The 13,269-nt window shown below is 40.4% G+C and carries 13 protein-coding genes; 8 read left to right on the top strand and 5 right to left on the bottom strand.

Annotated elements, in window-relative coordinates; all coding sequences use genetic code 11:
- The first annotated feature begins 200 nt into the window (after positions 1-200).
- Positions 201-2,141: a YgiQ family radical SAM protein gene (locus AAG807_RS00580; protein ID WP_341899822.1), complete on the top strand. Its 1,941-nt coding sequence runs from the start codon at positions 201-203 to the stop codon at positions 2,139-2,141.
- Between the two features lie 77 nt (positions 2,142-2,218).
- Here AAG807_RS00580 and AAG807_RS00575 read toward each other — a convergent pair whose 3' ends face one another.
- Positions 2,219-2,434 carry a DUF3606 domain-containing protein gene (locus AAG807_RS00575; RefSeq protein WP_341899820.1) on the bottom strand — a complete coding sequence of 72 codons (216 nt, stop codon included), beginning with the start codon at positions 2,432-2,434 and terminating at the stop codon, positions 2,219-2,221.
- Positions 2,435-2,654: 220 nt separating this feature from the next.
- Here AAG807_RS00575 and AAG807_RS00570 point away from each other — a divergent pair, with 220 nt between their 5' ends.
- From AAG807_RS00570 to AAG807_RS00555, 4 genes are read left to right on the top strand one after another with little or no spacing between them, the layout of a single operon-like run.
- Positions 2,655-2,972, top strand: a complete 318-nt coding sequence (locus AAG807_RS00570; RefSeq protein ID WP_341899818.1) for a hypothetical protein — start codon at positions 2,655-2,657, stop codon at positions 2,970-2,972.
- Between the two features lie 9 nt (positions 2,973-2,981).
- Entirely contained in the window at positions 2,982-3,629 is a 648-nt protein-coding gene (locus AAG807_RS00565) for a hypothetical protein (RefSeq protein WP_341899816.1), read from the top strand.
- 5 nt (positions 3,630-3,634) lie between these two features.
- A complete protein-coding gene (locus AAG807_RS00560) occupies positions 3,635-4,396 on the top strand; it encodes an ATP-binding protein (RefSeq protein ID WP_341899814.1) in 762 nt (253 codons plus the stop codon).
- Positions 4,372-5,073 (top strand): response regulator transcription factor, encoded by a 702-nt coding sequence (locus tag AAG807_RS00555; RefSeq protein ID WP_341899813.1) that lies wholly within the window; start codon positions 4,372-4,374, stop codon positions 5,071-5,073. Before AAG807_RS00560 ends, AAG807_RS00555 begins: the two co-directional genes overlap by 25 nt.
- 46 nt (positions 5,074-5,119) lie before the next feature.
- Here the strand turns inward: AAG807_RS00555 and AAG807_RS00550 are convergent, their stop codons facing one another.
- The 3 genes from AAG807_RS00550 to AAG807_RS00540 are packed head-to-tail and all read right to left on the bottom strand — an operon-like array spanning position 5,120 to position 7,004.
- Positions 5,120-5,971 carry a class I SAM-dependent methyltransferase gene (locus AAG807_RS00550; protein WP_341899812.1) on the bottom strand — a complete coding sequence of 284 codons (852 nt, stop codon included), beginning with the start codon at positions 5,969-5,971 and terminating at the stop codon, positions 5,120-5,122.
- An 8-nt stretch (positions 5,972-5,979) separates the two neighbouring features.
- Positions 5,980-6,561 (bottom strand): hypothetical protein, encoded by a 582-nt coding sequence (locus AAG807_RS00545; RefSeq protein ID WP_341899810.1) that lies wholly within the window; start codon positions 6,559-6,561, stop codon positions 5,980-5,982.
- 8 nt (positions 6,562-6,569) lie between these two features.
- Positions 6,570-7,004, bottom strand: a complete 435-nt coding sequence (locus AAG807_RS00540) for a Rid family hydrolase (protein WP_341899808.1) — start codon at positions 7,002-7,004, stop codon at positions 6,570-6,572.
- Between the two features lie 116 nt (positions 7,005-7,120).
- Between AAG807_RS00540 and AAG807_RS00535 the strand changes: the two genes are divergently transcribed.
- Positions 7,121-8,122 (top strand): NAD(P)H-dependent glycerol-3-phosphate dehydrogenase, encoded by a 1,002-nt coding sequence (locus AAG807_RS00535; RefSeq protein WP_341899806.1) that lies wholly within the window; start codon positions 7,121-7,123, stop codon positions 8,120-8,122.
- A 114-nt stretch (positions 8,123-8,236) separates the two neighbouring features.
- Here AAG807_RS00535 and AAG807_RS00530 read toward each other — a convergent pair whose 3' ends face one another.
- The gene (locus tag AAG807_RS00530) at positions 8,237-9,109 is read right to left on the bottom strand and encodes a helix-turn-helix transcriptional regulator (protein ID WP_341899804.1); all 873 of its coding nucleotides are present in this window, start codon (positions 9,107-9,109) and stop codon (positions 8,237-8,239) included.
- A 96-nt stretch (positions 9,110-9,205) separates the two neighbouring features.
- On the opposite strand from AAG807_RS00530, the gene AAG807_RS00525 reads away from it, so the two are divergent.
- Both AAG807_RS00525 and AAG807_RS00520 read left to right on the top strand, forming a co-directional pair.
- Positions 9,206-9,547, top strand: coding sequence for a DUF983 domain-containing protein (locus AAG807_RS00525; protein ID WP_341899802.1), 342 nt, complete (start codon positions 9,206-9,208; stop codon positions 9,545-9,547).
- A gap of 112 nt (positions 9,548-9,659) precedes the next feature.
- On the top strand, positions 9,660-13,157 hold the full coding sequence (locus AAG807_RS00520; RefSeq protein WP_341899800.1) for an N-acetylmuramoyl-L-alanine amidase: 3,498 nt from the start codon (positions 9,660-9,662) through the stop codon (positions 13,155-13,157).
- Positions 13,158-13,269: the final 112 nt, after the last annotated feature.

Raw genomic sequence — 13,269 nt, 5'->3', positions numbered from 1 at the left:
CTGTTCTAAAACGCCAAATGTTTGAAGTTTTTAGTCCCAAAATGTTCATAGTACAATGTTTAAAATGTTTCTGTGGTGGCAGATTCAATTTTTGATCCCGATAAATATTGGAACTCTTTGAACCTGTACATGTGCTGTTAATGTAATACAAAACCTTCATTTATAAGGCTTGAGAGCCTCTTTTTCCGTAACTTTGCCAAATGGATATGGAAAGACCAATAACAGACTGGCTGCCACTTACTAAAAAAGAGGTTGAAAAACGTGGTTGGGATGAACTCGATGTCATCTTGATTTCAGGTGATGCATATGTGGATCATCCGGCTTTTGGTACAGCCGTTATTGGAAGAATCATTGAAAGTGAGGGATTTAAGATCGGTATTATAGCGCAGCCCAATTGGAGGGACGACTTGCGCGATTTCAAAAAATTGGGGAAACCGAAGTACTTTTTTGGAGTTACCGCAGGTTGTATGGATTCTATGGTGAATCACTATACTGCCGGAAAACGTTTACGTTCCACGGATGCATATACTCCGGGAGGGGTTTCGGGTTTCAGACCGGATTACGCCACAACAGTTTATACGAATATTCTAAAGGAAATCTATCCGGATGTACCGGTTCTGATCGGTGGAATTGAAGCATCACTCAGACGGGTTACCCACTATGATTATTGGAAGGATGAATTGCTGCCTTCTATCTTGATCGATTCCCAGGCCGACCTGTTGGTTTATGGAATGGGGGAGCAGCCTCTGCGCGATGTACTTCGTTTGCTGAAGAAAGGGGTTCCGTTCAGTTCGTTGACAACGGTGAATCAGGTGGCATTTATCCAGGATTCGGCTAAAGAATTACCCAAAAACAAACAATGGGAAACGGTTGAGTTGTCCAGTCATGAGGTTTGTCAGAAGGATAAATTGGCTTATGCTGCAAATTTCAAGATCGTAGAGGTCGAGTCGAATAAATTGAAAGCGAATCGGATCACTCAGCAGGTTGGTTCCAAAACATTGATTATAAATCCGCCATATCGAACCATGACTGAAAAGGAAATGGATCAGTCGTTCGATTTGCCTTATACGAGAATGCCGCATCCCAAGTACAAGAAAAGGGGTGCTATTCCGGCATATGAAATGATTAAGTTTTCCATCAATATGCACCGTGGTTGTTTTGGGGGATGCAGTTTCTGTACCATTTCAGCCCATCAGGGAAAATTCATTTCCTCCCGATCAGAAAAAAGTATTTTGAATGAGATCGATGAGGTGGTAAAACTTCCTGATTTCAAAGGATATTTATCCGATATCGGTGGACCTTCTGCGAACATGTATCGCATGAAAGGGAAGGATGAAGCGATTTGTGAGCGCTGTTCAAGCCCAAGTTGCATTCATCCGGTGATTTGCAATAACCTGGATACTTCGCATACGGCAATGACCAATTTGTACCGCAAGATCGATGCACATCCAAAAATCAAAAAGGCATTTGTAGGTTCCGGAATCCGCTATGATTTATTGGTTGATGATTTCAACAAGAACAATACAGATGGGAATCACGATGAGTATATCGAGCAGTTGATCACACGGCATGTGAGCGGACGTTTGAAAGTGGCCCCTGAGCATACTTCAGATGCTACTTTGCGTGTGATGCGGAAACCATCGTTCAAGTACTTCCATAAGTTCAAGGAGAAATACGACCGCATTTCAGAGAAAAACAATCTGAATCAGCCATTGATTCCCTATTTCATCTCCTCACATCCCGGATGTGAAGAAGCGGACATGGCCAATTTGGCTGCTGAGACAAAAGATATGGGCTTTCAGTTGGAGCAGGTTCAGGATTTTACACCCACTCCGATGACTGTTTCCGAAGTGATTTACTATACAGGAGTTCACCCTTATACACTGAAACCGATCTATACGGCAAAAGGTGCGGATGAGAAGAAAAATCAAAATCGCTTTTTCTTCTGGTACAAGCGAGAGAACAGGGATTGGATCAAGGATCGTTTGACAAAGGCAAAAAGACCGGAATTAATCTCCCAGTTACTAGGAGATCAACACGGTCAGTCTATGAATAGTGGTAAAAGCAATAGCGGTAATAAGACTCCGAACGCTGCGGGTAACGTACCCAATTGGCTCAGTGAGCGGAGGAAAAAAAAGTAAGCAACAGGCCGCAAAAACTCAGTGAAAGTGGAAGTGGTAATTTCATAACGACCTGTTGCTATAATATGTTCATTTCATTAGCCTGCCATGTTGCGTGTAGACCAAACCTGTAGCAAGGATTTGTTCATATGCAAGTAACTCTCGATAGCTGTGATCGACGAACCGACCTTCGATATACAGTAAAGCAACTCTTCTTCGGAACAATTTAACTCACTACTCCAATAGGTGATATTCACCTTGCTGTGAATGTCTACTCTTGGTTTGTTTATTAGATCATGTAACATTTCAAACATTGAATTAATTTCTTTTTGTTGAAACAAATGTATGTTACAGATTTGATGCTCACAACAGTATTTTTACTGAAAATGCATTGCGGAAAACCACATTTTTTTCATTTTGTGAAAATTCTAAAACCATTAAAATCAAGGGCATGGTTGATTTCGTCATTTTAGGGGTTTGGAAGTTCGAATAATTCCATATAATATTGGCTCGTATAACTTAAACTATATTAGTATGTCATTTACAGGAAACGAAGGAAAGCAGATTACTCTTGAAGAAGGTGCTCTTTTAACAAGAAAATACCGTGAGAGCAAAATGAATAAAACTGGCGGTATGTTTATCGGAAAGACACATATTGAAGAAATATTAGCTCAGGCGGATTGTAAAGGAATCCGTATTTATTTGGGACAAAATTCGGAAGGGGATTTTGAATTGGTTCTGGTTGGAGCAGATTCGAATGAAAACGATATGTTGAATGTGATTATTGACAATGGGATGAAATGTCCTCCTTATCCTTATGCAAGTAATCCATTAAATGGTAATAATCAATAATACTGTTATATGGGAAGCTGGGAGTATTTTGTTCTTTTATCCTACAGTTTTCCAATTGGAATTGGGTTGGCGCTTTTGATACAGAAGCGCCTTCCTTTTATTAGTAAGGTGATACTGACCTATCTGATATTTACAGTATTAGTTGAGATTATTGGAGCTATTCTTTTTAATTATCGAATCAACAATTTGTGGCTCTATCGAATTTACCTGTATGTTGAATTAATTTTTCCCAGTTTTTTCTTTTTCCAGCAGTTTTCAAAGAAAAGAAGTAAAATTTTACTGCTAACAGTTGTTATAACCGGTGTAATACTGATTACCTTAACAAATGTGTTTGATGATTGGCAAGCTCATGCATCATTGCAGACAGGGATTACATTTGGTTGTGTTGCATTTATAATAATCAGTTATTTCATCGAAATGTTTCGCATGGAGAACGTCTTTAGTCCATTTAAGGATGTCTATTTTCTTGTTGGTGCAACCCTGCTCCTAGGACATTCTTGTACTTTGATATATAATTTGCTCTATGACTACTTGGTCGTAGGATATTTTGGGGATGAGATGCTTAAAATTCTGAACAAGGGGAATTTGGGGTTGATTTTACTATATAATCTATTATATTCATACGCACTATGGATCAGCAAGCTCCCTCGAATTTAGGACTGATGATAATCATTGCTACTCTGGCAATGTTTATCATGGCGTTGAGTATCATTGTTTTTGCAGTGCTGTACCAACAGAAAATGCGTCGTAAGAAGCAGGAAATGGTTCAGTTGGAATTGAATTATAAGAACGAAATGGTTCAGGCCACTTTGGATGCCAAGGAAATTGAGCAACGCAGAATTGCCATTGAATTGCACGATGATATCGGATCTTCGCTTACGGCATTGAAACTATCCTTTGTCTCTTTGCCTATTGATGAGGAAGAACGACAGCTCCTGAATGAAGGTGTCCAGATTACCATAGGAAAGGTGAGGAGTTTGTCCAATCGTTTATTGCCAAGTGTTTTGGAAGAGTTAGGTCTTGTTCCTGCAGTGAAAAGTTTGGTAAATACACTCGCGCAACAAATTCCAAATGTTCATTTTTCAGTGATTGCGGTAAATGATCCGAAACACGAATCTCAAACAAGAGAGGTGAGTTTGGCGGTTTATCGTATCTTGCAGGAATTGATCAATAATATTTTGAAGTATGCAAAAGCAACTGTGATCCAATTGACACTGGAACAGAACGAAGACGGTATTCAAATAACCCTTATTGACAATGGAATGGGCTTTGTCCCAACGAAAGAAGATAAACTGAAATCCCAAAGTTTGGGATTAAAAAATATTGAAAGTAGGAGTCAGCAAGTTGGTGCTCAAATAGATTACGAATTGCAGAATCCGGGAACTAAAGTTATGCTTGTATGGAAACCGAAAACAGAACTATAAAAATTGCAATTGCAGAAGATCAATCCATTTTCAGAAATGGGCTCACGAAATTACTCAATGATATTGATGGTTTTGAAGTGGTTTTAGCAGTGGAAAATGGTCAATTGTTGATTGAAGCTTTGCCCGCAATCTCCGTTGATCTGGCACTCATCGATTTCAGAATGCCGGTCAAAAACGGAATTGAAGCCACCAAAGAAGTTCGCGAGAAATTTCCGGAAATAAAGGTATTGTTGTTATCCATGTATGATGATGTGGAATTTGTTGAATCGGCAATTGAGAACGGTGCCAATGGTTATTTGTCCAAGGATGATGACGCGGAAGAGATCCAGTTGGCAATCAAATCAGCAGTTGAGACGGGTTATTACCTGAATGACCGTACTTCCAAAATGTTCATCGCTAAAATGGTGCATTCAGGGAAGATTCAGCCTGTATTTGAAGTAGGTTCCGGAAACATCTTCAATGAAAACGAATTGGTGATCCTGGAGTTGATCTGCAATGAAATGACTACACAGGAAATTGCGGAGAAATTATTCAAGAGCAGACGAACCATTGAAAGTGCCCGAACATTGATGATGAGTAAAGTTGGAGCAAGGAATGTTGTTGGCTTGGTGATGTACGCAATTCAGTCAATAACAAAAAGAAATAGCTTCGAATTCGCTCAGCTACCATCCAATTAATGTTCATAGATTTAAAGGTGACTGAATGCTTGGCTTGCGCCACAGCTTACTTATAAATCCTTGTCACAATTCCGTAATACAGCTCTTTGCCGCTTGTTGTTTTGAACCACAATTCGGAATTTTCCATGCGTTTGAAAGGAATAGCTAATTCCTTACTTATTTTATTGATTGCAGCCACATCAATTTTCGGAGAATAAGTATTTAGAATTAAAACTCCTGATTTATTCAATAGTTGAATCGCTTCGGATAATAAGGTTCCCAGCAAATCTTCCAATTTCCATTTTTCACCTTTTGATCCGAGTCCCCAGGCTGGAGGATCCAGTTGGACAATGTCGTATTTGTTTCCACGTTTGACTTCCCGCTGGATAAATTTCAAGGCATCTTCCTGAACCCATTTGATTCCTTCCAGGTCGGATTCCGCTTGATTTAGCTTCCCCCAATCCAACATGTTTTTTACACTGTCGCAATGGATCACTTCGGCTCCTGTTTTTCTTCCGAATACGGATGCTGCTCCGGTATAAGCGAAGGCATTGAGGAAACGTTTAGAAGCATTCAGATGATTGGAGAGAAACTCCCAATTGATTTGTTGTTCCGGGAATAATCCGAGGTGCTTATTGTTTGTAATCCGTAATTTGAATCGGAGTCCGGCAGTTGAAAAAATCCATTCTTCGGGAGCTTGTGGATTCAATTTTTTCCAGACACCTTGCAATGATCCTTCCGACTTGGGAATGAATTCCCAATCAGCAACGTTCATCCATTCCTTCTTTGAAAGGACGGCACCAAAATAGGCTTGATGTTCCGGACGAATAGTCGTCACTGTTCCCCAACGCTCCAATTTTCTTCCTCCACCTGCATCAATTAGCTCGTAGTTTTCAGGAAAATTGGCAAATGACTTCATTCGAAGGATTAACGCATTTTAGGCATCTTCTTGCGGCCACCCATCATCTGAGCCATACGCATCTGATTTTTAGAAGGAGCATTCTGCATCTGACCCTGCATCATTTTGATCTGGTCTTTCAACATTCCGGTAGTGTCCATCTTTTTTGCTTCTGCTAAAAGACTTACGGCTTCTTGTCTGCGTCCTGTCTGAACACAAATTCCTGCCAAATGCATACGCGCCATTGCTTTGTCGTGACCTCTTTTAAGACCCAATTGCATTGCCTGACGCAGCATTCCTTCCACTTTCACATGTGGTAAAGCCTGTGCATTCAAAAGAGCTTGCATATAAATAACGTATGCTCTCTGGCGTTTTGGTAAGAATTGCGGAGAAGTGATGCGATTGATCGCTCTCTGTGCTTTGTCCTGATTTCCGGCACGCATGTGATTTAGCGTGAATGCCAGATTTTCATTGTAGATGAAAGAAAGAATTACCAATGCCAGTGGAATGATTAGGGAAATTCCCCAGCCCCAATAACCTGTGTAAAAAGAATAACCTGTTAAAAATAATAGTCCTGCAGCTATTAAACTGCGAATAGCGAATCCGATCATAATTTTATTTAATCAATTGTTGCGATACACTTTAATTCGATAGCGATGGGAGTTGGAAGCGAATTGATTTCCACCGTAGTCCTGCAAGGTAGATTATCCTTGAAATACTCTGCATAAACGCGGTTATAAACATGGAAATCACGTTTCATGTTCACTAAAAACACGGTCACATCCACCAACTGGTCCCAGCTTGATCCTGATTCTTCCAAGATGATGCGTACGTTGTCAAATACACTTCTGCATTGTGCTTCAAAATCAAACTCCATGAAATTCCCGTTTTTATCCAACTTCAGACCTGGAACTGCGGAATCGATATCATCGGAGCCTGCTACCCTTGGACCAACTCCCGAAAGGAAAAGCAGGTTGCCAACTTTGCGTGCATGAGGATACAATCCGACCGGTTTCGGCGCCTTGTTTGTAGAAATACGAGAAACTTCTGCCATAAATTTTTTTAGCAAAGATAGTGCTTTCTATTAGATTGCATAACGAATTATTTTCCCGATTCGAAAGAGCTTGTTTGAATACAACGAAGAGAATTATATGTACATTTGCCAAGACTATGAGTAAGCGAATGAAAACCGTTGGTGTCATTGGAGGAGGTAGCTGGGCAACTGCTTTGGTGAAGATATTGTGTAATAATTTTGCACAGGTAAATTGGTTTGTTCGAAGGGAAGATCAGGTTGCTCATATCATGCGATACAAGCACAATCCGACTTATTTGCAATCTGTTGAATTTGATTTGAATCAGATCCATGTTTCAAATGATCTAAAAGCGATCATTAGACGATCCGATGTACTGATAGTTGCAACACCCTCTGCCTTTCTGGTGGATCTATTCAAGGAAACAACCCCGGATTTATTCAAAGGGAAAATTGTTTTTTCTGCGGTAAAGGGAATTGTACCTGAATATAATGCCATTCCGGCGCGTTTTTTTCATAAGACATTTGGAACTCCATACAAGGACATAGGAATCATTTGCGGACCTTGTCACGCTGAAGAAGTGGCCTTGGAGCGATTGTCTTATCTAACCGTTGCTTGCCAACATGAAGGAATTGCTAAAGAAATGGCAGATTTACTTGCTTGTCGCTATATTAAAACAACCACTTCGGATGATTTATTCGGAACCGAACTTTCTGCAGTTCTGAAGAATGTATATGCATTGGCTTCAGGAATTTGTGCAGGTTTAGGCTACGGAGATAATTTCCAATCTGTTTTGATTGCAAATGCAATTCAGGAAATCGAGAATTTTATTGATGAAGTGAGTCCAATTCACCGCGATGTGAAATCATCTGCCTACCTGGGCGATTTACTCGTAACGGCATACTCTAAATTTTCCCGAAACCGTACATTCGGTTATATGATCGGAAAAGGATATTCCGTAAAAACAGCTCAATTGGAAATGGATATGATTGCTGAAGGATATTACGCAACGAAATGTGTAAAGGAAATCAACAAGAAATTCCAGGTGGAAATGCCTATTTTGGAGGCGGTTTACAATATCTTGTACGAGAAAATCTCTCCGGTGATTGAAATGAAGATCCTGACGGATAAGCTAACTTGATAATTACGAATTGCGAATTGCGAATTGGGACTTCGACTGCGCTCAGTCACCAATTGGATAAATCAAGAGTTAAAGTAAAAAGGTCATTGAGCGTAGTCGAAATGCATTTTTGCTTTAAGTATTCTTCTCCCTGAATTCCTTTGGTGTTTCTCCGGCATGTTTCTTAAAGAATAAATGAAAATAAGGGTAATTGTCAAAGCCCAATTCGTCTGCAATTTCCTGGATGCTTTTCGACTCACTCACTAATTTCCGTTTTACTTCCAGAACCAATCGTTCAGCAATGAGCTGAGAGGTACTTTTCCCTGTACAGCTTAAACAGATCCGGTGTAGATGTTTGGTAGTCATGGCCAGTTCGGAAGCGTAAAAAGAAGCATTCTTTTGGTATGTGTATTTTTCGTCAAGCAGTTTTACAAACCGGTGAAAATGATTCTGATACAAGGTGTTTTTTTGAATAGAACCGGAAGTTTGGTCGGAATAAATGCGGGCTAAATCCGCATAGACCAGCTGACTTAAACTGGCGATTTTCAGGAATGAATGTTTCGTGTTCTCCTTGTATTCGGCAAAAATCTCCGTAAACCGTTGTTGTAAGATCAGCGCTGTATTCTCGTTAACTATCAAAGCCGGATTCGAATCCCTTGATTGGAAAAAAGGCCATTGGAACAATTCGAAATGGGTGACATACAATTTGTAAAAATCCTCTGAATGAAAGAAGATCCAACCCTCGGCTTCCTCTTCAAATTCCCAATGATGAATCTGTTCAGGTTGAAGAAAAAAGATGCTATTGGGTTGAATCGGATAGGAAGTGAAGTCAATATCGTGTCTTCCTTTTCCCTTCTCAAAAAACACGGTCAGGTAGAAATCGTGTTTGTGCGGATGGTTAATGTCTGAATGGTGTTTTTTCAGATGTTCCGAAAAGCGATTCACATAAAAAGCTTGTAGTAAGCCGTTTTCGTCAAATTTTTCTATGGGAAGCCGCGGTAAATTCATGTTTAAAGATATGAAAATGTCTGAATAGTATAATTATTGGTGACAAAGAATAGTGAATGAGGGAATTGGATGGGTTAACTTTGTAGAAAAAAAGAGATGTCAAATTTTAAAGCGATACTCAGCGGATCTTGTCCGATATGCGGAAAGGGTAAAATCTTTGAAACAAATGGATCCTTGCTTCATTTGAAAGCGCCTAAGATGTATGAACGATGCTCGGAATGTAATTACCGTTTCGATAAGGAACCGGGGTATTTTTTCGGAGCGATGTACATCAGTTATGGCTTAGCGATTGCGGAACTCTTACCTGTGTTTTTAATCTTTACCTGGTTTCTGCCTTTGGGATGGCTTTTTGCATTGATGCTCGTGGTCCTGATCTTATCCATGTTTTTCAACTTTAGGGCTTCCCGCGTACTGTGGATTCATATTTTTCATGAGTAATCCTTGTTCAAATTGTTAAATTTGGATTACTAAATCCATTTTCCTGTGTATTGATTTTCAGGTGTATAAAGAATTGAATATCTTTAATTCTTTACTACTGAAAAGGAACACTATGAAAAGACTTCTACTATTCGCAAGCTGTTTACTTGGCTTCCATTCGTTTTCTCAGTCAAACGCTGATTTTGAGAATTATTGTCAACAAGCTTATCAATCCTATCCGGCTATTCCGAAGGGTGTTTTGGAAGCTGTTTCGTTCACTCAGACGAGAATGTCCTATCTGACGACTGCTGAAATGGAATCCTGTTCCGGATTGCCAAAATCTCATGGTTTCATGGGGATGGTGGCGAAAGGGAAGGGATATTTCAAGGAGAACATGAAATTGGTTTCTCAGCTTTCGGGAATTCCATTGTCACAAATCAGACAAAATCCTTCCATGGAAATCACGGCCTTCGCAAAGGCGGTGGATGGATATATGACCGAATTGAAAGGAATGTCGCTTCAGAGTTCCCTGAAGGAAATTTTCGGCAGACTTTCTTATTTATCAGATTCGGGTCGTGTAAATAAGTATGCCCGGGATGCTGAATTGTATGAACTCTTTCAGTTCCTGAATTCCAATGAGAACGCTGCGAGATATCATTTTCCTAACTATCAATTTGATTTGACTGCTATTTTTGGAGCTGAAAATCTAAGTGTTCTGAGTGCCCAAAAAGTCATTTTTTCGGAGCAAGGTATCCGGTCAAATTCCGGAATTATCTATCATATAAAAGAGAAGGAAAGCACTCAAAAGTCTACAGAATATGCACCGGCGATTTGGAACCCGGCTCCAACCTGTAATTTTAGTTCCCGAAGCGGAACAGCCATTTCTGCAATAACGATTCATACGATTCAGGGAACTTATGCCGGCGCGATCTCCTGGTCTCAAAACTGTTCTTCGAGTGTTTCATACCACTATGTTGTTCGTTCATCAGACGGTCAGGTAACACAAATGGTTCTGGAGGCGAATAAGGCATGGCATGTTGGGTCGGAAAATCCATATACGATAGGCTATGAGCATGAAGGTTATGTGAGCCAATCACAATGGTATACAACGGCATTGTATAATGCTTCTGCCGGAATTACGCGGGATATTTGTCAAAGTGGTTACGGGATCAGTCCGTTGCGAACCTTTTCAGGTGCGGCTACCAGTGGTGCAAATGTGTTGGGAGGATGTATCAAGATAAAAGGACATCAGCACTTTCCGAATCAAACCCATACCGATCCGGGAATTTATTGGAATTGGGGACTTTATTATCAATTGGTAAATAATAATCCGACACAAAATACCTTGAATGCTGCCAGTGGCACATTTACAGATACAGGTGGTTCCGGAGCAAATTATGCAAATGATCAACGTTATTTTACCTTGATTCAACCTGCAAATGCGAGTTCAGTTACATTGAGTTTTTCGAGTTTTTCCCTGGAAGCAAATTGGGATTACCTCTACATCTATGATGGAGCAACTAACAGTGCGCCCTTAATCGGAACGTATACGGGAACCAGTTCTCCCGGAACAATTACTTCATCCAGTGGAGCTTTATTAATTGAATTCCGGAGTGATTGCGCTACAACTGCTGCAGGATGGGTTGCCAATTGGACAAGTGTTATTACGAATCCTGCTTTGGGGGATGCAATTGCACCAATGACAACTGTTAGTGTTCCTGGAAGTTGGATAACACAGGATTTTACAGCTACTTATGTCGATACGGATAATTCCGGAGGTAGTGGAATTGATAAATCCTTTTATCAGGTGACAGATAATAATGCAGGTGATTGGAGGTCAAATTCCGCGAAGGGATTTTTCAATGACAACTTTGATCAATCTGCAATTCATACTAGCTGGACATCCCAATCGGGAGTTTGGGCTTTGAGTTCGGGAAATTTGATGCACAGTGATGAGAGCAATGGGAATTCGAATATTTGGGCTGGCGTTACAAGTAATTTGAGTAATCGTTATTTGTATCATTGGTCCGGAGCAATGTCCGGGACAGGGACTAACCGCAGAGCTGGTTTACATTATTTCTGCAGCGATCCGACTTTGCCAAACAGAGGCAATTCTTATTTTGTATTCTTCCGTCTGGATAGCGACAAAATTCAGATTTATGAAGTGACGAATGATACCTATAGTTTAGTCGATGAAGTTGCGTATGATTTTAATGCGGATCAATGGTATGATTACAAAGTTGCTTACGATCGGATTACCGGAAAGCATCAGGTTTATATAAACAATGTGTTATCGCGAACATGGACGGATCCAACTCCTCTAACAACCGGAAATTACATTTCTTTCCGAACGGGGAACTGTGTTTACAAAGTAAATGATTTGAGAGTTTATCGCTCAAGAAGCTCCAGTACTTCCATTGCTGTTGGTTCGGGTGGTGATATGCGTTATGAGAGCCCTAATTCTTCAACTGCTGCCGGACGGGTCAAATCAATCGTTCAGGATGTTGCCGGAAATTTATCTGCGATTTCTTCTCAGGATGTTAAAATCGACTGGACCACTCCGTCAGCGATTCAGGTTGTCAATGACGGTCAGGCTGCTGATGCTTCCACTACGACAAATAACTCCATGTTGGAGGCGAATTGGACAATATCTTCTGATACGAATTCAGATATTGCGAATTACTGGGTGGCAATCGGAACAACTCCCGGAGCCACTGATATCGTTTCATGGACCAATAACTATTGGAATACCAGCGCGAGCATCGGCGGTTTGAGTCTATTGACAGGAACTACTTATTATGTTTCGGTTAAATCCGAGAATGGAGCAGGTACTTTTTCCAGTGTTATGACTTCAAACGGACAAACTGTTGTACAACCTACAAATCCTCCGAACGCCTCATTCTTACTTCAGAATACCTATGTCTGCTCAACAGATTCACTTCTTTTTCAGAATACCTCCATTGATGGTACCAGTTATTTGTGGACCTTCCAGGGTGGGTTTCCAAGTACGAGTAATCAAGTGAATCCTAAGGTACAATTCCCAAGTTCGGGTTCCTATCAGGTTCAATTGATTGCTTACGGACCAAACACCTCTGATACTGTTCAGCAGTTGATAGACATTTTGGTGAGTTTACCTGCAAGTGCGCAGTTTACCGTCAATGAGGATACCTTGTATTTGCCGGGTGGAATTCTGAACTGCACCAACTCTTCACTGAACGCGAACGGCTATGCCTGGAACTTTGGAGACGGGACACAGAGTCAGGATGAAAACCCATGGCATGGTTATACAAACAGTGGAGTTTTTGAACTACAACTAATCGCTGTAAATGATGCTTGTCCGGAGGATACCTTGAGTCAAGCCATCCATGTGATCGATTTGGCGGGTATTTCTGATTTGAATAATCTTCAATTGAATTTGTATCCGAATCCGGTTAAAGACTGGTTGACCATTGAAACAGATGAAATAGGAGGGATGATGGTTCTGACAGACTGTTTGGGAAAAATCATTTTAGAGAAAAAGCTGTATTCTGAACAAACAGATGTGGATTTGACTTCTTTGGCGAGTGGCGTTTATCAACTATCCTATACGGTTGGGGAAAACAGAAGCCAAATGTCCCTATTGAAGCGTTAAATCGGAAATTTCCTAAATCGATTTTACTCAAAATTGACGTTTAAAAAACTGAAAACTGCTTTATAGAAAAACGAGAGCGTGAAAATCAAATATACTTGCCAACTTTGGTCTT

The organism is Fluviicola taffensis DSM 16823 (assembly GCF_943372375.1).
Taxonomy (GTDB): domain Bacteria; phylum Bacteroidota; class Bacteroidia; order Flavobacteriales_D; family Crocinitomicaceae; genus Fluviicola; species Fluviicola taffensis_A.
Note: the sequence above shows the minus strand (reverse complement) of the source record. Positions and strands in the feature narration are given on the sequence as shown.